This is a genomic window from Serratia sp. PGPR-27 (assembly GCF_022678525.1).
Taxonomy (GTDB): Bacteria; Pseudomonadota; Gammaproteobacteria; order Enterobacterales; family Enterobacteriaceae; genus Serratia; species Serratia nematodiphila.
The window spans coordinates 23,298-42,744 of sequence record NZ_JALBYS010000040.1 but is presented as its reverse complement, the minus strand read 5'-3'; the positions used below and the strand labels follow the sequence as shown (position 1 = coordinate 42,744).

General features: G+C 61.9%; 16 protein-coding genes, 1 tRNA gene and 1 pseudogene. 6 read left to right on the top strand and 12 right to left on the bottom strand.

Translation table 11 applies throughout. The annotated features are described in order from the left end of the window. Positions 1–134: 134 nt before the first annotated feature. The 3 genes from MMS95_RS19570 (at position 135) to MMS95_RS19560 (ending at position 4,249) form a co-directional block, all read left to right on the top strand. Complete coding sequence (locus MMS95_RS19570) at positions 135–1,034, top strand: glyoxalase (RefSeq protein ID WP_162895221.1); 900 nt, start codon at positions 135–137, stop codon at positions 1,032–1,034. 41 nt (positions 1,035–1,075) lie between these two features. Next, positions 1,076–2,365 (top strand): alginate export family protein, encoded by a 1,290-nt coding sequence (locus MMS95_RS19565; protein WP_088381759.1) that lies wholly within the window; start codon positions 1,076–1,078, stop codon positions 2,363–2,365. A gap of 501 nt (positions 2,366–2,866) precedes the next feature. Further along, positions 2,867–4,249 carry a serralysin family metalloprotease gene (locus MMS95_RS19560; protein WP_242142117.1) on the top strand — a complete coding sequence of 461 codons (1,383 nt, stop codon included), beginning with the start codon at positions 2,867–2,869 and terminating at the stop codon, positions 4,247–4,249. Between the two features lie 105 nt (positions 4,250–4,354). Here the strand turns inward: MMS95_RS19560 and MMS95_RS19555 are convergent, their stop codons facing one another. From MMS95_RS19555 to MMS95_RS19530, 6 genes are all read right to left on the bottom strand, one after another. Further along, on the bottom strand, positions 4,355–5,407 hold the full coding sequence (locus MMS95_RS19555) for a nitronate monooxygenase (RefSeq protein ID WP_103085478.1): 1,053 nt from the start codon (positions 5,405–5,407) through the stop codon (positions 4,355–4,357). Positions 5,408–5,503: 96 nt separating this feature from the next. Continuing rightward, the gene (locus MMS95_RS19550) at positions 5,504–7,114 is read right to left on the bottom strand and encodes an MFS transporter (protein ID WP_033632608.1); all 1,611 of its coding nucleotides are present in this window, start codon (positions 7,112–7,114) and stop codon (positions 5,504–5,506) included. Continuing rightward, the gene (locus tag MMS95_RS19545; protein ID WP_004928622.1) at positions 7,107–7,532 is read right to left on the bottom strand and encodes a DoxX family protein; all 426 of its coding nucleotides are present in this window, start codon (positions 7,530–7,532) and stop codon (positions 7,107–7,109) included. The genes MMS95_RS19550 and MMS95_RS19545 overlap by 8 nt, the downstream gene beginning before the upstream one ends. A gap of 9 nt (positions 7,533–7,541) precedes the next feature. After that, the gene (locus MMS95_RS19540) at positions 7,542–8,372 is read right to left on the bottom strand and encodes an alpha/beta hydrolase (protein WP_242142115.1); all 831 of its coding nucleotides are present in this window, start codon (positions 8,370–8,372) and stop codon (positions 7,542–7,544) included. Positions 8,373–8,514: 142 nt separating this feature from the next. Continuing rightward, positions 8,515–9,912, bottom strand: coding sequence for an MFS transporter (locus MMS95_RS19535; protein WP_004928618.1), 1,398 nt, complete (start codon positions 9,910–9,912; stop codon positions 8,515–8,517). 171 nt (positions 9,913–10,083) lie between these two features. Beyond that, positions 10,084–11,274, bottom strand: coding sequence for a sugar transporter (locus MMS95_RS19530; protein WP_242142112.1), 1,191 nt, complete (start codon positions 11,272–11,274; stop codon positions 10,084–10,086). A 260-nt stretch (positions 11,275–11,534) separates the two neighbouring features. On the opposite strand from MMS95_RS19530, the gene MMS95_RS19525 reads away from it, so the two are divergent. Next, complete coding sequence (locus MMS95_RS19525) at positions 11,535–12,221, top strand: aspartyl/asparaginyl beta-hydroxylase domain-containing protein (protein ID WP_031300704.1); 687 nt, start codon at positions 11,535–11,537, stop codon at positions 12,219–12,221. Positions 12,222–12,238: 17 nt separating this feature from the next. On the opposite strand, the gene MMS95_RS19520 is transcribed toward MMS95_RS19525, so the two are convergent. Next, a complete protein-coding gene (locus tag MMS95_RS19520; RefSeq protein WP_242142110.1) occupies positions 12,239–13,171 on the bottom strand; it encodes an aromatic alcohol reductase in 933 nt (310 codons plus the stop codon). Positions 13,172–13,257: 86 nt separating this feature from the next. On the opposite strand from MMS95_RS19520, the pseudogene MMS95_RS19515 reads away from it, so the two are divergent. Further along, positions 13,258–13,681, top strand: a pseudogene (locus MMS95_RS19515) (helix-turn-helix domain-containing protein). 30 nt (positions 13,682–13,711) lie between these two features. On the opposite strand, the gene MMS95_RS19510 reads toward MMS95_RS19515, so the two are convergent. The 5 genes from MMS95_RS19510 to MMS95_RS19490 form a co-directional block, all read right to left on the bottom strand. After that, positions 13,712–14,428 (bottom strand): ABC transporter ATP-binding protein, encoded by a 717-nt coding sequence (locus MMS95_RS19510; RefSeq protein ID WP_242142109.1) that lies wholly within the window; start codon positions 14,426–14,428, stop codon positions 13,712–13,714. Further along, on the bottom strand, positions 14,425–15,300 hold the full coding sequence (locus tag MMS95_RS19505; RefSeq protein WP_242142107.1) for an ATP-binding cassette domain-containing protein: 876 nt from the start codon (positions 15,298–15,300) through the stop codon (positions 14,425–14,427). The genes MMS95_RS19510 and MMS95_RS19505 overlap by 4 nt, the downstream gene beginning before the upstream one ends. Continuing rightward, the gene (gene livM, locus MMS95_RS19500; protein ID WP_164053045.1) at positions 15,297–16,583 is read right to left on the bottom strand and encodes a high-affinity branched-chain amino acid ABC transporter permease LivM; all 1,287 of its coding nucleotides are present in this window, start codon (positions 16,581–16,583) and stop codon (positions 15,297–15,299) included. The genes MMS95_RS19505 and livM overlap by 4 nt, the downstream gene beginning before the upstream one ends. Positions 16,584–16,593: 10 nt before the next feature. Beyond that, positions 16,594–17,508 carry a branched-chain amino acid ABC transporter permease gene (locus MMS95_RS19495; protein ID WP_016927041.1) on the bottom strand — a complete coding sequence of 305 codons (915 nt, stop codon included), beginning with the start codon at positions 17,506–17,508 and terminating at the stop codon, positions 16,594–16,596. A 124-nt stretch (positions 17,509–17,632) separates the two neighbouring features. Then, positions 17,633–18,751: a branched-chain amino acid ABC transporter substrate-binding protein gene (locus tag MMS95_RS19490; RefSeq protein WP_033632602.1), complete on the bottom strand. Its 1,119-nt coding sequence runs from the start codon at positions 18,749–18,751 to the stop codon at positions 17,633–17,635. A gap of 433 nt (positions 18,752–19,184) precedes the next feature. Here MMS95_RS19490 and MMS95_RS19485 point away from each other — a divergent pair. After that, a tRNA-Asn gene (locus tag MMS95_RS19485) sits at positions 19,185–19,260 on the top strand. The last annotated feature ends 187 nt before the right edge of the window (positions 19,261–19,447 follow it).

Genomic DNA, 19,447 nt, shown 5'->3' with positions numbered 1-19,447 from the left:
GGGCGTCAGAACTTCGCCCCTATTTAGCGTTTCATCACGCGCGTTGCGTTTTTAGCTTTTATTTTTCAGCCGACGGGAAAGCTCATAGGAAATGACGTTTCACTCAGGAAAATAACCGCTACCTGGAGGTCATCATGCAACACATTATCGGTATTTCTTCTCGTCGGCTGAGGATATCGGCCCTTGCGCTGCTGCTCCCTGCCGTATCATGGGCGGCCGATACGGCATCTCTCGCCGTGGGGCCGCAATATGACACCACCCATGTCTACGTCGAACGCGGCAAGATGGATGCCTTTGTCGACAGCATCCTGAAAACCTTCGGCGGCACCCGCACCGAACGCGTGCTGGTCAACGTCACGCCCACGCCGAGCGAAACCTATTCCCAGCTGATACTGACGCCAGCCGGCAGCTTCTCGGTGTTCGATTTCAAAACGCCGATCCCGCACCCGTTCGGCGCCGAGCGCAACGGTTTTCTGGTCAGGGATATGGATGCCGCCATTCAACAAGCCAAGGCCGCCGGCGCCGATGTGCTGGTCGCCCCCTTCGACGATCCGATTGGGCGCGACGCGGTGATCCAATGGCCCGGCGGCGTCAACATGCAGCTTTATTGGCACACCAAAGCGCCCAACTACAAGCCGCTGCTGAGCGTGCCGGAAAACCGCCTGTATCTCTCCGCTTACCGCGTCGATGACTTCCTGAAAAGCTATCAGACGTTCTCGCACGGCAAAGTCGTGCGCGACGAGCAGGTCAGCGATGCGGCGATCGGCCGCAACGATAACGGCAAGATCCGCCAGATCGAACTGGACTCGCTTTTTGGCAAAACGCGCATTTTCGTCACCGATGGGCATCTGCCTTATCCGTTCGGCCATGAGCGCACCGGCTATGGCGTCGAGGATCTGCAGGCCACGCTGGCCAAAGCGACGGCCAGCGGCGCGCAGGTGCTGTGGCGATCGACGGCGGCGGAACGCCGCGCCTCGGCGCTGGTGCGTTTCCCCGGCGGCTACATCGCCGAAATTCACCAGACAGCCAAATAAACCCAAGGCGCGCTGCGGCGCGCTTTTTTCTTCGGATATTCATGATGAAACGCACGCTACCCGCACTGTTGCTGTTCTCCACGCTCCCCGCTCTGGCGGCGGAGCCCGCCGCTTCCCCCTGGAAAAACATCCCGTTGGGCGATGCGGCCACCTTATCTTTCGACGGTTCACTGCGCGAGCGCTATGAATGGACGGATCAACGGGATTTGAATGGCGGACGCGACGACACTTTCATGCAGCGCTTGCTGGTTGGCGCGCGCCTCGACTACGGCGACTATTTCGGCGCCTATGTGCAAGTGGGATCGTCGCTGGCCACGCCGCGCGATCGCGGGCGCAAGCCGACCGACGAAGATCATGCCTACCTCGGGCAGGGCTATGTGGATATGAAACTGCCCACTGCCTACGGCCTCGGCACCCTGCGGGTCGGCCGCCAGGAGATTGCGCTGGGCTCGCTGCACCTGCTGGGCACCCGCGACGGCCCCAACGTGCGCCGTTCCTTCGATGCTATCCGCGCCAGCTGGGTCAAGGATAAAAACCGCCTCGACGCCTTTATCGGCCATCCCGTCACCCTTAAAACCGGCAGTTTCGACGACGATACCGACAACAGCCAAAAGGTGTGGGGACTGTACGGCACCACGCCGCTGACGCCGCTGGCTTCTTCGCTCGATCTCTACACCTTTGGCTTTGAGGATAACGACGCCCACTACGCGCAGCTTAGCGGGCAAGAGCGGCGCTATACCGTCGGCGCACGCATCTTCGGCGCAGCGCGGGGGTTCGACTGGGATAATGAAGCTGCCTGGCAGTTCGGCAGCGCAGAACAGCGCGATATCCGCGCCTGGTCGGCGTCGGCGCACGCCGGCTATACGGTGAGCGACTGGCGCTGGCGGCCGCGCTTTGGCGGCAAGATTGGCATCGCCAGCGGCGACAAAAACGGTCACGATGGGCAGCTCAACACCTTCAACGCCATGTACCCCAAGCTGCCCTACCTGACCGAAAACGGGCTGGTGGCGCCGGCTAACCTGATCGCCATCCATCCTTCGGTCACCATCACGCCGTGGCAAACCCTGGCCATCGACTTCAGCTGGGACGCGTTATGGCGGCAACGCCGTGAGGACGCCTTCTATCTCGGGCCAATGCGCCCGGTGAAAGGCAGCGAACAGGGATCGCGCTTTATCGGCAACCAGTACCAGGTCGAAACCACCTGGACGCCGAGAAGCGATCTCCAGTTCAAGGTAGCCTATGTCTACTTCGACGTCGGCCACAGCCTGCAGCACCATGCCGGGCTGAAAGACATGAACTTCGTGCTGGCGCAGGGCACCTACAGTTTTTAAGCATCAGGCAAGTTAATCGGTATACGCGGGCCCCCTCAATAATCCCGTATCCGATTAATGACGACAGCCGGAGTGCGGCCGCCTCTATGCGTTACGGCAATGGCGGCTACTCACCGCATTTCACAGATAAAAAGCCGGAAAAACAGAAAGATAAATCAGCAACGCAAATGCCGCGCGCCGATTACAGAGAAATATTAAATAAAGATTTAATTCCAACGAGTTATTTAAACAAGTCTTTTACTCATATCTTATGTAAAAGATTCATATAAGAATAACTAATTAATAAAATAATTGTGTTTATACTGCTTTAACTCAATCGCAGTGCACAATTAATTCCTCACCGTGACTAATGATAAGGATATATTCCGCTTGAACGCAATACTCAAGCCAGACCAAGGAGGCAAGCCAATGATATCACATTAATTATCCCTGATTTTCAAACCTGTGTACGAGCATATAGAGCGTTAGGTGCAATATTGTCAACGTCCAAAGGAGTTTGATATGTCATTAGCTACCGATAAGATTTCCGATTATTTAACCCGTTATGAAAGAGGCGATCACGCGGAGAGCAGTAAACCGTCATATACCACGCAAGAGGTTTCAGATCTGCTGCTGAGGAGCCATTATTCCGCCAATGGCAAAGGCATGACAGACCATGCGGCTACCTTGACCTACTCTTTCCCCGTCTATACCGGCAGCGACAAGACGGGCGCCGCGCAGCTTACCGCCGCTCAACAAGCCCAAACCAAGCTTTCATTGCAATCCTGGTCGGATGTGGCCAACATCACGTTCACCGAGGTTAAAGGCAACGACGCGAAAAATGCAGATATAAAGTTTGGTTTTTATAAGGCGGCCAGCGGGGGCAATTACACCTCGTATGAAAGTACGCAGAGCGATCTCAAAAGCACCATTTGGATCAGCGGTAATAACGGCTACGACGCCTCCAATCCGCAAACCAATAACTACGCCAGGGATACGCTTACCCATGAAATAGGGCATGCGTTGGGGCTTTCTCATCCCGGCAATTATGATGCGTCAAATGCCACCTACCCCACCTACGCCAACTCGGCGAAGTATTATGAAGACGACCATCAATATTCTTTGATGAGCTATTTTAACGAACAATACACCAGCGCTGACTATAAAGGCGTTTGGCCATCAGGACCGCAGCTGGATGATATTACCGCCATACAGAAGCTTTACGGCGCGAATACCACCACGCGCACCGGCGATACCACCTATGGTTTCAACTCGAATACGGACAGAGACTTTCTGAGCGTTAAAGCGTCCACGGACAAAATCGTGGCGGCTATCTGGGATGCCGGCGGCAATGACACGCTGGATTTTTCAGGCTACAGCCAGGATCAGCGCATCAACATTAACGAAGGCGCATTCTCTGATGTAGGCGGCTTGAAGGCGAATATAGCCATCGCCTACGGCGCGCAGATTGAAAATATCATCGGCGGCAGCGGTGCCGACATTCTTGTGGGCAACGCGCTGAACAATACGCTAAAAGGCGGTGCAGGCAACGACATCATTTACGGTGCCGGCGGCGCCGATCAGCTTTGGGGCGATGCAGGCGCGGACACCTTCGTCTTCCGCGCAGCCGGCGACAGCCAAGCCGCCGCGCCGGATTGGATCCGCGATTTCCAGACGGCGGTGGATAAAATCGATCTGTCGTGGCTCAACCAGACGGCTAAGGCCGAAGGGAGCGAGTTGCACTTCGTGGATAATTTAAGCGGCTCGTTATTTGAAGCGGCGCTGAATTATGACGCGCAGCAGAATGTCACCGATCTGGCCATCAATCTCTCCGGCAATCAATTGCCTGATTTTCTGGTTAAAATCGTTGGGCATGTCGACGCTTCCGCCGATATTCTCGTCTAGCCAAGAAACCAACAGTCCGGCGCGAACGCCGGACTGTTCATCTCTTATCAGGCCTCACCCTGGCGTCTTTTTACATTGCCACAGCAATAAATCGCGCAGACGAGCTCACACCGCTGCCAGCTCCGCCGCCAGCGCGGCGACCAGCTCCGCCGCCGGCATCGGCCGCGCCAGGCCTACGCCCTGCCCGGCCCACAGCGACATAAACTCCCCGCGCCCGGCCTTGGCCGCCGCCTGGCGGATATCGCCGGTGAGCGCGTTCTGCACCGGATAAGACAGGATCTGCGCCTCTTCCGCGCGCATCTGCCGCATGAAATCATTGACGATGCCGCGCGCCGGGCGGCCGCTGAAGGCGCGCGTCAGGCGCGTGCTGTCATCGCCGGCGTTGCTCAGCGCCGCCCGCCAGGCTTCGGCGATGCCCGACTCCGGGCTGCACAGAAACGCGGTGCCGAGCTGCGCCGCCTGCGCGCCCAGCAATTGCGCCGCCGCGATGCCGCGCCCGTTCATGATGCCGCCTGCAGCGATCACCGGGATTTTCACCGCCGCCACCACCTGCGGCAGCAGGGCCATCAGCCCGACGCAGGATTGTTCGATATCGCCGAGGAAGGTCGGGCGGTGGCCGCCCGCCTCCGAGCCTGAGACGCAAACGAAGTCGGCGCCCGCCTCTTCCCAGGCGCGGGCTTCCGCCACCGTGGTGGCGGTGCCGATCACCCGTGAACCGGCCTTCTTGAACTGCGTGACCGTGGCGCGCGGCAGCACACCGAAGGTGAAGCTGACCACCGGCGGCGCAGCCTCCAGCAAGGCTGCGATCTGGTCGCGGTTGTTTTCGGCGAATTGAGTGGGGATCGGCGGCTCGCTCAGCCCCAGCGCTTCGCGGAACGGCCGCAGCAGGTGCTGGGCGCGCTTCAGTTCGGCGAGATCCGGGTGCTGCTCATTGAGCAGAAACAGATTGATGTTGAACGGCGCGGCGGTCTGCGCGCGGATCTGCTGCACACGTTCGAGGATCAGCGCCGGTGAAAACAGCGCCGCCGCGCACGATCCCAGCGCCCCGGCGTTGCTCACCGCCACCGCCAACGCCGGCGGTGACGCGCCGTTCATCGGCCCCTGAACGATCGGATAGCGCAGCCCAAGCTCGCGGGCAAAAGCAGAAGGTGCCGTCATCAATGTGTCTCCCTGTACTGACTACATTCGTCTTACGGCGGCCGCGCCGCCGAACCGACCAAAAGCATAGCACCTTCTCACCGCCTGGCCGTGCAGTTAATGCTTCACCTGCCGCCTGTCCAACGACAGGAAGTGATGCACCACCGGTTTCTCCGGGCCAATATGGAAGCGCAGCGCCTCCTGCTGCAGATCGGCGTCGGCGTGCGACACCCGCTGGTGCTGCCGAAGATGCTCCGCCCAGGACTCCACCAGGAACCACTCCATGATGCATTCCGGATCGCCGGTATGCTCGGTGATACCCCAGGCGTAAGCGCCATCGCGGCGGCGCGCCCGCTCCAGCATCAGCAGCGTGCGCAAGAACTGCGGGCGATCCTGTTCGCGGATGCGGTACTCCACCTGAATCATTACCGGGCCGCGATCGTTTTCGACCGGCGTGTTGACCAACGGTTCCGGCCAATGGTTCGACGGCTGCAGATCGGCCTCACCGGTCGGCAGACGCAGGCGGTGGAACAGCAGCCCCGCCGCCAACAGGCCGACGCCGCCGACCAGCAGCGTGGCGGCCACGCCCAGCTCCTGCGCCACCAGCCCCCACAGCAGGCTGCCCGCCGCCATCGCGCCGTTGAACACCATCAGGTAGATGGCCAGGCCGCGGCCGCGCACCCAGTTGGGCAGCACGCCCTGCGCCGCACCGTTGAGCGTGGTCAACGCGATAATCCAGCCTGCGCCCAGCACCAACAGCAGCACCACCGCCAGCCACTGCGGCGGCGCCAGCGACAGGGCCGCCATCACCGCCGCCGTCAACACCGCCGCCAGCAACACCAGCCCGTCGGCATTCAGCCGCTGACGCAGGCGCGGCAGCACAATTGCCCCGAGGATCGCCCCGGCGCCCACCGCCCCCAGCAAAACACCGTAAAAGCCGGCGCTGCCACCCAGCATGCGGCGCGCCACCAGCGGCAACAGCGCCCAGACCGAGCTGGAGAAGGCGAAAAATACCGCCGCCCGCAGCAGCACCACGTGCAGCTCGCGGCTGGAGCGGGCATAGCGCAGGCCGGCGCGGAAGGCGCCGAAGAAGTGTTCCGACAGGCCGCTGTCTTCGACCTTGGGTCGCTTCCACCACAGCAGCGCCGCAATCACCAGCACATAGCTCATCACGTCCGCGCCGTAGGCTGCGCCGGCGCCGAAGCTGGCCAGCAGCAGCCCCCCGGCCGCCGGGCCGATGGAGCGAGCAATGTTGATGCCCAGCGAGTTCAGCGCCACGGCGTTTTTCAGCTCGGCGCGCGGCACCAGCTCCGGCACGATCGCTTGCCAGGTCGGCCCCATCAGCGCCGCGCCGATGCCGCCGACGAACGTCAGCGCCAGCAAATACTCCACCGTCAGCGAGCCGGTCTGCGACAGCACCAGCAGGCTGCCGCTCACGCAGGCCAGCAAGATTTGCACGAAGATCAGAAAGCGCCGCCGATCGAGAATGTCCGACAGCACCCCGGCCGGGATCGCCAGCAGGAACACCGGCAGCGTAGCGGCGGTTTGCATCAGCGCCACCGCCGAAGGGTTGCTCGACAGGTCAGTGATCAACCACGAGCTGGCGACGTCGCGCATAAAGCTGCCGACGTTGCCGAGCACCGTCGCGCCCCACAGCACCGCAAATAATGGGATTTTCAGCGGCGCGAAGCCGCCCGCCGCCGCCTTGTTTTCCGTCTGCTCAGCCATCTGTTCGCTCCTTCAAATCGTTAAATGCCACCAGCAACAGCGCGCCGGCCAGCCCAAGGTGTTCAAAAAATCCGTTCATCATCTGGCCGCGCTCCGCCCCGTCGAACTGCCAGAACGGATTGGCCATCAGCGTCGCCATCAGGGTAAAACCGGCCAGCGCCAGCGCGCCGAGCCAGCGATAAAAGCCGCTCAGGATCAGCGCCGACGCAGCCAGTTCCAGCAGCGTCACCAGCACGGCGAACAGCGCCGCCGGCTGCAGGCCGAAGTGGCTCATCTCGGCGACCGCGCCTTCGACGTTCAGCGCTTTGACCAACCCGCCCTGAATATAGGCGGCGCAAATGGCGAGCAGCAGCAGCCAGCGCACCACAGGCGCATGCAGCCGCTGTGCGCAGCGGGCGGCGATAGCAGTCAGGTTCATCGCGCCCCCTTAAAACGGCGAATTTTGGATGAAGGCCAGCAGATCGGCGTTGAAGCGATCGGGATCGACCTGCGCCAAACCGTGCGAACCGCCAGCGTAAACATTCAGCTCCGCCTGTTGCATAAGCTTAGCGGCTTTCAGCGCCGAGGCGCCGATCGGCACGATCTGATCGGCGTCGCCGTGCACCAGCAGCGTCGGCTTGTCGATCGCCAGCAGGTCGGCGGTGTAATCCACTTCGGAGAACGCGCGCACACACTCGTACTGCCCTTTTACGCCGCCCTGCATGCCCATCAGCCAGAAGTGGTCGATCAGCCCCGCATTGCTCTCCACCTCGTCGCAGTGGAGGCCATAGAACGGCACCGCCAAATCTTTGAAGAACTGCGAGCGGTTGCCCGCCACGCCGCTGCGAATGCCGTCGAAGGCCGCCATCGGCGTACCCTCAGGGTTGACCGGCGTTTGCAGCATCAGCGGCGGTACGGCGCCGACCAGCACCACCTTCGCCACCCGATCGCTGCCGTGGCGGCCGATGTAGCGCGCCACTTCGCCGCCGCCGGTGGAATGGCCGACCAGGATCAGATCGCGCAGATCCAGCATTTCGATCAGCAGGGCCAGATCGTCAGCGTATTGGTTGATGTCGTTGCCGTGCCAGGTTTGCTCCGAACGGCCGTGGCCGCGGCGATCGTGGGCGATCACGCGGAATCCGCTCTGGCCGAAAAACAGCATCTGGTTGTCCCAGGCGTCGGCAGACAGCGGCCAACCGTGGGAGAACAGGATCGGCTGGCCGCGGCCCCAATCCTTATAAAAAATGCGTGCGCCATCGGGCGCGGTAAGGGTGCTCATGACGTGTTCCCCGCTCGGTATCGAATTGGATTTTGTACGGGTTAACAGTACGGCAGGCGTAAAGGCAGTGATAACGGAATAATTTTCGCATGATCGCGAGTTTTTTTGCTGAAGAAGCCGGCGTCGCCGCCGGCGCAAAACGTCAGATGTTTTCCAGATCGATACCGCGCGTTTTTGGGCCGAACAGCCCGATCACCAGCATCACGATCAGCATGCTGGCGACGATAAACGCAATCACCCCCAGCGAACCGCCGTACTGCAAGATAATGCCGATGATGATGCTGCTGAACACCGTCGACAGCCGGCTGAAGGAGTAGCAGAAGCCGACGGCGCGGGCGCGGATATGGGTCGGGAAGATCTCGGATTGATACGAGTGGTAGCTGTAGGTCAGCCAGGCGTTGGACCAGGTGATGAAGAAACCGCACAGGATCAGCCACAGCGGGTTGTTCTGCAGTGCGAACAGCGAGCCGAAGATCACCGTCACCAGGCAGGACAACACGATCTGCCACTTGTTCTCCATCTTGTCGGCGTAGAAGCTGCACAGCAGCGAGCCCAGCGGGTAGGCCAGCGTGATAAAGAAAGCGTACAGCAGGCTGTGGGTGACCGACGCGCCCTTGCCCGACAGCAGCGCCGGCAGCCAGTTGCCGAAGCCGAAGAAGCCGATGGCCTGAAAGAAATTCATCACTACCAGCATCAGCGTGCGATCGCGATATTGCGGCGCCCAGATGTCGCGAAAGCGGCCGCGCAGCGGCGCTCCCTCGGCATCGTCCACCGGGCGCGACGGGAAGTCCGCGGCCGCCACGCCGCAGCGCCGCTCCATGTCCCGCATCACCTGCCGGGCCTGCGCATAGCGCCGCTGTTGCACCAGCCAGCGCGGCGACTCCGGCAGCCCCTTGCGCACCAGCCAAATCACCAGCGAAGCCAGCGCGCCGGCGATCACCACATAGCGCCAGCCGCTCAGCCCCCAAATCGTCTGCGGCACCAGCCACCAGGACATCAGCGCCACCGCCGGCACCGACAGAAACTGCACGAAGAACGCGAAGGCGAAAGCCCGGGTGCGCAAGTGCGCGGGCACCCACTCCGTCAGGTAGGTATCGATGGTCACCAACTCGATGCCGAGCCCGACGCCCACCAGAAAACGCAGAAAGATCACCCATTCCGCCTGCTGTTGAAACGCCAACAGCAGCGAGAAGGCGCCATACCAGATCAGGGCGAACATAAAGGTGGCGCGCCGGCCGAAGCGATCGGCGTACGGGCTCAGCAGGCTGGCGCCGACGAACAGGCCGAGAAAGGTGGCGGAGGCAAAGGCCGCCTGATCCGACACGCCGAAAACGCCCTGCGCGCCGGTGTGAAAAATGCCGTCGGCGATAAGGCCAGTGCTGATATAGCCGGTCTGGAACAGATCGTAGAGTTCGAAAAAGCCGCCCAGCGACAGCAGAATGATAAAGCGCCACAGGCCGGCCGACGCGGGCAAGGCGTCGATTCTGGCCGCCAAATCCCGCGCATGGATTGGCGACGCCGCTACAGATTCACTCACCATTAACCTCGCATTAACATTTTTGATGACTTTCTATGCTAGCGAAGCGGCGTCGGAGTTAAATTTTTAATTAGCAGACTATGAAAAAAAGTTAAGCATAAAACGCTGCAGCAGCCTGTTTTATAGCAGGAAAATGTAGCGCGGGATGCCACAGCGGCATCCCGAATCGGCAGGTTAACGGCTGTGGTGGTGCTGCAGCCGTTCGCTGCGGTAGACGCTCAACAGGCACCAGCCGAGGGCGATCAGCGCCAGCGGCGCGGCGACGAAGCCGATGTTGCCCATGCCCAGATGCAGGCTCACCTGGTTGCCCAGCAGCGCGCCGCTGCCGATGCCGAAGTTGTACAGGCCGGAGAAAATCGCCATCGCCACGTCGGTAGCGTCCGGCGCCAGGCTCAGCACTTTGGCCTGCATCGACAGGCCGATCGCCATGATCGCCATCCCCCAGAAGATGCACAGCACCGTCAGGTGGCTTTCACTGCCGGCCGCCGGCAACAGCAGCAGCAGGCTCAAGGCCAGCAGCGTGATGGCACCGATGAAGAAGCCGGAAGGAAACCGCTCGCTGTAGCGGCTGAACAGCAGGCTGCCGACGATGCCGGCGGCGCCGAACAGCAGCAGCATCAGCGTGGTGAAGTTCTCCGACAGCCCGGCCACGGTCTGGATAAACGGCTCGATGTAGCTGTAGGCGGTGAAGTGCGCCGTCACCACAATGATGGTCAGCATGTAAAGCGCCACCAGCGCCGGGCGCTTGAACAGCAGCGGCACGCTGGCCAGCGAACCGGAATGCTCGCTTTTCAGCACCGGCAGCAGGCGCCACAGCAGCACCAGCGCCAGGGTGGCGCACACCGCGATGCCGATAAAGGTCATGCGCCAGCCGAGCAGTTGCCCGACCACCCGCCCGAGCGGCAGCCCGAGCACCATCGCCAGCACGGTGCCGCCCGCCAGCAGGCTCAGCGCCTGGGCTTTCTTGCCTGGCGGCGCCACGCGGATCGCCAGCGAGGCGGTGATAGACCAGAACACCGAGTGCGCCAGCGCCACACCGGCGCGCGAAATGACCAGCGTGGTGAAGTTCCAGGCCACGGCGGTCAGCACGTGGCTGGCGATAAACAGCACGAACACGCCGATCAGCAACTTGCGGCGCTCAATCTTGCTGGTCAGCAGCATGCACGCCAACGAGGCGGCGGCGACGATCCAGGCGTAAATGGTAATGATCAAGCCGACCTGTTCGGTTTGCATCGAGAAGCTGGCGGCGATATCGCTCAGCAGACCGACCGGAATAAACTCGGTGGTGTTGAAGATAAAGGCCGAGACGGCGAGGATAACCACGCGCAACCAGGCGGTTGAGCGCGAAACGGGAGCGTGTTCCATGGTAAACAAAATCCGGACAGGTGCGGGCAAGTCGCGATATTTTAACCAACCGGCCCGCTAAATGCGATATACGTCACACTTTAATTGTGTGGTTTTTTTCACCGCCCATCGACACGCTCACCGACGCACGGTTGCCAAAATGCTGTGCTAATCTATTGAAGCGTACCAATTTTTCCTGCCGTTCTTCCCAGGCCGTCCACGCGCCGCGCCGAAGAAGCGCGCAGTGTCCCTTTGGCGTTTCCTGAGGCGAGGTCATTATGATGTCCGCGATTTATGATTGGTCCGTGCTCGCATTGCGCAATGTTTACGATCGCCGCATTCAGGGCAAGCCGGTGCTCGACAGCGCCGCGCTGTTCCCCGACGCCGAACGTTTCACCGCCCAATGGCGGCAGATCCGCGAAGAGGCGCTGACCGTCGCCCACGATCTGCACAATATTCCCCGTTTTCACGAGATCATGAGCCAGCAGGCGTCGATCTCCGCCAACGACGCGCGCGACTGGCGCATGTTCATCATGAAGGCCTACGGCCAGCCCATCCCCCACAACCTGGCGCGCTGCCCGACGCTGGCGGCGCTGATCGCTTCGTCGCCTGACGTGCTGTCCGCCTCGCTCTCCTTCCTGGCGCCCGGCAAACAGGTGCCGCCCCATCGCGGGCCGTTTCGCGGCATTCTGCGCGGCTATCTGGTGCTGGACATGCCCAAACGCGCCGACGGCGCGCCGGCGGCGGTGCTGAAAGTGGACGGCCGCGAATACCGGCTGCACGAGGGGGAGTTCATGCTGTGGGACGATACCTTCGAACACGAGGTGTGGAACGACAGCCCGCAGGTGCGCACCGTGCTGCTGCTGGACATCCGCCGCCGCGACATGCCCGCCGGGCTGCGGCTGCTCTCCGGCGCCATCATCGCGCTGGTGCGGCTGAACGTGCGCTGGATGCAGCGCCAGTTCTGACTGCGGCGCTCAGGCGATTAACCGCCCTGAGAAGCCAGCCACTGCTCGGCGGTAGTGGTGGCTATGCCCTGGCGCGCATTGAAGGTTTTCGCCTTATCCCAGGCCACGCCGTCGGGCCGGGCGAAAGCCAGCCGGTATTTGGCGCCGACGTCATGCGGATGATTGCGCACCTCCGCCTGCAGCCGCTCTTTGTCCAACAGGATCCTGTTGACCTCCACGCCCCAGTGCGCCTGCATAAGTTCGGCAAGCTCGCGGTAGGTCAGCGTGTCGCCGGCGATATAAACCACCTGGTTGCGAAACGCGGGCCGATGGAAAAAAATCGCGGTCGTCAGCCGGCCAATGTCCTCAGGGGTGGTCAGCGTCACCGCGTAGCGCCAGTCGCCCAGCGCGCGCACCGTTTTGCTTGCCGCATCCACCACGCCAAAGCCGGGGTCAAACAGGTAGCTGGTGAAAATGCCCGTGGAAACAATCACCCACTCCGTCGCCTTCTGCGCACGCAGCAGGTGGCGCACCTCAAGCTGTTCATCCCACACCTGTTGCCCGCTGCCTTTACCCACGACATCGTAGTCCACGCCGAACTGCCACGGGAAGTAGCGCGCCACGCCCGCCAGCAAGACGGCCTGGGTGATCTTTACCTGCGTGCCCGCCCCGCCGACAAAGCCGCTGCAGTTGATCACCGCGTCGAAGGAACGGAATAGCGCGCTCAGCGCCTCCACGCCGTTTTGCTGCAGATCGCCTTCCACCACGGCGATGCCGAGCCGCGCCAGCGCATCCCGCCGCGCCCGGAGCGGGCCGCTGACGGCGCGGGCGGCCTCCGGCCGGAGCAGCACGCTGATGGTGACATTCGCATGCCGCTGAGCCTGCCGGCTCATCGCACGCAATACCGGCAGCCCCAGTTCACCGGCGCCGAGTATGAGCACGGTATTGATAGATGGATTTGTGGATTTCATTCTTGCCTCCTGTCTTAACACTGCGTCATCCTGACAGCTGACAAAAACGGGTTCAATTAGGTACACGCGTGATACCGGAGAGGAATATGACGAGCGATCGGGAAGCGTTGCTGCAATTTTCGCAGGCGTTCTGTGAAGAACTGAGCAACGACGATGAAGGGTTGAAGCGTGAGATCCTCGCGCATGCGGGCAACCGTTGGTCGCTGGGGGGTATTGCATATCCTGGGCACTCACGGGCCGCTGCGCCACGGCGAGATAAGCCGCCAACTGGCGGGCGTGACGCAGAGAATGCTGACGCGGACGCTGCGCCATCTCGAGCGGGACGGGCTGATATCGCGCTGCGATTATCAGGAGAAACTGCCCCGCGTGGTTTACACCATCACCGACGCGGGGGAAGAGATGCTGCTCAACATGCTGCCGCTCTGGTCGTGGATTATCGCCTCCGCCGACGCCTTCAGAGCGGCCCGTTCGCACTACGATGGCCAAGAGCGCAACGCCGCTGAAAAATGAACGCGGGCATCCCTGCCCGTGGGGCGGCGCTCAGCCGCCGCCCAGATAGGCCTTTCTCACCTCCGGATCGTTCAACAGTTCTTCCCCGCTGCCGGTGAGGCGGATCTGGCCGTTGACCATCACATAGCCGCGATCGGACAGTTTCAGCGCATGGTTGGCGTTTTGCTCCACCAGAAACAGCGTCATGCCGCTGCGGGTCAGTTCGCGCAGCACGCCGAAGATCTGCCGCACCACGATCGGCGCCAGCCCCAGGCTCGGCTCGTCCAGCAGCAACAGCTTCGGCCGGCTCATCAGCGCGCGGGCGATCGCCAGCATCTGCTGTTCGCCGCCGGACATGGTCATCGCCCGCTGGTTGCGCCGCTCCTTGAGGCGCGGAAACAGTTCGAACATGCGCGGCAAATCCTCTTCCAGGTAGCGATTGCCGACGGTGATGGTGCCCATCAGCAGGTTCTCCTCCACGCTCATGTCCGGAAAGATGCGCCGCCCCTCCGGCGCCTGCGCGATGCCGCTGCTGGCAACAAAGTGCGTGGAGCGGCGGCTGATGTCCTCGCCGCCAAACAGGATCTGCCCGCCGGCGATGCGCGGCTGGCCGAAGATCGACATCAACAGCGTGGACTTGCCCGCGCCGTTGGCGCCGATCAGCGCCACCGTCTCCCCGGCGTTCACCTGCAGCGACACCTGGCGCAGCGCCTGGATCGGCCCGTAAAACACGTCCACTTCGCGAAATTCCAACATCGCTTCGCTCATCCCGCCAGCTCCTCTTCGTCCGCGCCCAGGTAGGCGGCGATCACCGCCTCGTTGTGCTGGATCTCTTGCGGCGTGCCGCGGGCGATCACATCGCCGTGATCGAGCACGATCACCCGATCGGAGATCTCCATTACCATGCCCATGTCATGCTCGATCAGCAGCACCGTGATGCCGTGATGCTGGCGCAGGAAGCGGATGATGCGGCTCAGCGCGGCCGTCTCCACCGGGTTCAGCCCGGCGGCCGGTTCGTCGAGGCAGATCATCTCCGGCGCGGTGCACATGGCGCGCGCGATCTCCAGCCGCCGCTGCTGGCCGTAGGACATCTCCCCCGCCAGCCGGTTGGCGCAGTCCGCCAGATCCACCACCTCCAACCAATAGAAGGCGTGATCGAGCGCGGCGCTTTCCGCCCGGCGGTAGCCCGGCGTATTCAGCACCCCGGCGATCAGGTTGCGGTTGCTCTGCATGTGCTGCGCCACCAGCAGGTTCTCCACCACCGACATTTCGCGGAACAGGCGGATATTCTGGAAGGTGCGCGCCAGCCCGGCGCGGTTGACCAGATGGGTGCCGCCGAACATCTTGTAATAGAGGCGCGAACCGAGCCGCTTCGGGCGTATCCAGTCGCCGGCGCGGAACTTCTGCCCCAGCACCTGGATCACGTCGGTCGGCCGCTTGTGGGTATTGAGCAGGATCGCACCGCCGCTGGCGCGGTAAAAGCCGGTCAGGCAATTGAACACCGTGGTCTTGCCGGCGCCGTTGGGGCCGATCAGGGCGGTGATGGAACCGCGCTCCACCTCCAGATTGACGTCGTTCAGCGCCTTGATGCCGCCAAAGTGCATCATCAGGTGTTCCACCCGCAAAATGGCGTCGCTCATGGCGCCACCCCCTTGCGTTCCGCAAAGCTGGCGCGGCTGATGCGCACCAGCCCGCGCGGCCGCCAGATCATCATCGCCACCATCAGCACGCCAAACAGCAGCACCCGGTATTCGGCGAAGCTGCGCAGCAACTCCGGCGCCACCGTCAGCACGAAGGCCGCCAGCACCACGCCGAGGGTGGAGCCCATGCCGCCCAGCACCACGATCGCCAGGATCAGGGCCGACTCGAAGAAGGTGAACGAAGTCGGGTTGACGAACCCCTGGTAAGTGGCGAAAAACACCCCCGCCAGCCCGGCGGTGGAGGCGCCGAGCATAAACGCCGACAGCTTCACCAGCACGTGATTCAGCCCCAAAGAACGGCAGGCGATCTCGTCCTCGCGCAGCGCCTCCCAGGCGCGGCCGATCGGCATGCGCGTCAGCCGGTGCTTGATGTACAGCACCAGCAGCACCACCAAAAACAGCATCGCGTAGATGAAGATGAACTTGAGGTTGGGATTGTAATCAATGCCAAGAAACTCGTGGATCGGCACCCCGCCGTCCTTGGCGCGCCGGCCGAACTCCAGACCGAACACCGTCGGCGCCGGCACCGAAATGCCGTTCGGCCCGCCGGTGAGCGACATCCAGTTGTTCAGCACCAGCCGGATGATCTCGCCGAACCCGAGCGTGACGATGGCGAGATAGTCGCCGTGCATACGCAGCACCGGAAAGCCCAGCAGCGCGCCGGCCAGCGCCGCCATCAGCGCCCCGAGCGGCAGCATCGCCCAAAAACCGAGCCCGAGATACTGGTAGCCCAATGCCAGCCCGTAGGCGCCGATGGCGTAAAACGCCACGTACCCCAGATCCAGCAGCCCCGCCAACCCGACCACGATATTCAGCCCCAGCCCGAGCAGCACATAGATCAGACCGAGGATCGCCACCGTCAGCAGGTACTTGGTGGCGACGAACGGGAACAACAGCGCGATCGCCGCCATCAGCGGCAGGAACCAGCGCAGATTGGATTTATAGCCCAGCGGGCGCACGTAAACGCCGTCGTTGCCGCCGTCGAAGCGCGCCAGCACCTTGCGGCCCGGTGCGGTTTGCAGGAACAGGCTCAGCAACAGCCGCCCGGCCATCACCGCAACGATGATCCACACCAGCCGGCGCGGCTCGACGTTGAAGCTGTAGCCGTTCAGCACGATGCCGACGATCGGCCCGAACACGATCAGGGCGATCAGCCCGGCCAAAACGGCATCCAGCAGGCTGCGTTTAACGTCCAGCCCGCCGTTGATTACGGATTGCGACATGGCGTTCTCCTTAAACCTTGGCGACCAGCGGCCGGCCGAGCAGGCCCTGCGGGCGGAAGATCAGGATCGCCACCAGCAACCCGAAGGAGAACACGTCCTTGTAATCCGAATTCACCATGCCGGCGAACTGCGCCTCCGCGACCCCGAGCAGCAGCCCGCCGAGCATCGCGCCCGGCAGCGAACCGATGCCGCCCAGCACCGCGGCGGTGAAGGCCTTAATGCCGATGATAAAGCCGACGTAAAAATCGAAGGTGCCGTAGTTCATGGTGATCAGCACCCCGGCCAGCCCGGCCATGGCGGCGCCGATCACGAACACCAGCGAGATCACCCGATCGGTATTGATGCCGAGAATCGAGGCCATTTTGCGATCCTGCTGGGTGGCGCGGCAGATGCGCCCCAGCCGGGTGCGCTGAATGATGTAGGTGAGGATCGCCATGCCGAGCAGCGACGCCACCAGAATGAACACCTTGGTGTAGGTGATCTGCACCACGCCGCCGTCGAACTCCAGGCGGAACACGCCGCTCAGCAGCGTCGGGATGCCCTGCTGGCGCGGCCCCTGGCTGATCTGCGCATAGTTTTGCAGGATTAACGACATGCCGATGGCGGAGATCAGCGGCGCCAGGCGGGTGGAGTTGCGCAGCGGCCTGTAGGCGATGCGCTCGATCACCCAGCCGTACACCCCGGTGATGACGATGGTGAATACCAGCGTGCCGAGGATCAGCAGCGGGAACGAGTGTAGCCCGAAGAACGACAGCAGCGCCAGACCGATGGCGCACAGGTAGGCGGAGATCATGTACACCTCGCCGTGGGCGAAGTTGATCATGCCGATGATGCCGTAAACCATGGTGTAGCCGATGGCGATCAGGCCATACACCGCGCCGAGGGTCAGGCCGTTGATCAGCTGTTGCAGAAAGAATACATCCATAATGAGCAGTCTCGCCTGGTAAGGCCGCCAACGCAGTCCGACGCGGCCCAAAGGTCATCGCGGAACGGGCGCGCCAAGGCGGCGGCCCGTCGGTCATAGGGTCATAACTTCACGGTTAGGCCGTTTACAGTTGGTGATATTTGCCCTTGTCATCCCATTGATAGACCACGTAGTCCGAGACCTTCAGATCGCCCTTCTGGTCCCAGGCTTTCTTGCCCATCACGGTGTCCACGTCGTGTGACTTCAGCCATTCGGCGGCCTTGGCGCTGTCTTTGCCGCCGGTGGCGTTAAAGGCGGCGGCGATCGCCTGGATCGAGGCGTAGGAATAGAGGGTGTAGCCTTCCGGCTCAAAGCCGCTGGCGCGGAACTTGGCGATCACCGCCTTGCCCTCCGGGATCAGGCGCGGATCGTTGCCGAAGGTCATCAGCACGCCGTTGGTGTACTGCGGCCCGCCGGCGGCGGTCACCAGCTCTTCGGTCACCACGCAGTCGCCGGAGAAGAACTTGGCGGTCACGCCCTGCTCGCGCATCTGGCGCACCAGCGGCCCGGCTTCCGGATGGCAGCCGCCGAAGTAGACTACGTCAGGCTTGACCGAGGCGATCTTGGTCACCAGCGCGTTGAAGTCTTTCTCACCGCGCGACAGCCCCTCATACAGCACTTCCTTGACCCCGCGCTTGTTCATCGCCGCCTTCGCTGCGTCCGCCAGCCCCTGGCCGTAGGTGTCTTTATCGTGGATCACCGCGATGCGTTTGGCCTTCAGGGTATCCAGCATGTAGTTGGTGGCGATCACGCCCTGCTGATCGTCGCGCCCGCACATGCGGAACATGCTCTTCATGCCGCGCTCGGTGATCTGCGGATTGGTGGAGCCGGGGGTAATGGCGATAATGCCGGCCTCGTCATACACCTCGGAGGCGGGCATGGTGGATGAGGAACAGAAGTGGCCGACCACCGCCGACACCTTGTCCTGATCCACCAGCCGGTTGGCGACCGCGACCGCCTGCTTCGGTTCGCAGGCGTCATCCCCCTGCACCAGTTTGATTTTTTCCCCTTTGATCCCGCCGGCGGCGTTGATGTCCGCCGCCGCCTGCGAAGCCCCGCGCCAATACTGATCGCCATAGGTGGCGTTCGGCCCGGAGAACGGCCCGGCGACGCCGATGACGATATCGGCCTGCGCGGAAAAAGCCGTACCTAAACAACCGATGAGCAAAGCAGCGAGCGGACTTTTTATCAATTTCGATGACATTGTTATCTTCCTCAGCACTGTTGTAGCGAAACGCCCTGGGGCGCGGATCAGTCACTTTATGTGTAGACGGGGAAAATAATTTTCTTGAGAGCGCAGTCGCATTCCCCAAAAATGGGTAAGCAAAAATCCAGCCATTGTGACGACGAATACATATTGTTTGCTTATTCATCCTACATATCAGTTGCAGCGCGGCGTGTAGCGGGGATAACCGAGAGTATGGGCAGTGCGGCTAGCATGAGAGGGAGAACGGCCCTGCACCATCGCCGTGCAAAGGCTTGTGCAATCGTTGTGGGCCGCAAAATCACCGCACAGCGATGGAAAATGCCGAAAAACAGCGCAAGATGTTCATTCCGCCAGCAAACGCGCTTTTTTTGCAGTTTAGCGCTTTGACAAACCCCAGGCACCCCGCTATTATTCGCCCCGTTCACACGATTCCTCTGTAGTTCAGTCGGTAGAACGGCGGACTGTTAATCCGTATGTCACTGGTTCGAGTCCAGTCAGAGGAGCCATATTTAGAAAAGCCCGCTTAAGGCAACTTAAGCGGGCTTTTTGCTTTTCGGGTTATAACTCGCTGCAAGAGAGGGTTCATTCATCCAGGAATGACGACCGGTTACCTGGATCGCTAACCGGTGTTTCAATAGGGTTTACGGTGCATGTCAGCACATCATCACCGCCCCAGGGACAACATGACAATGG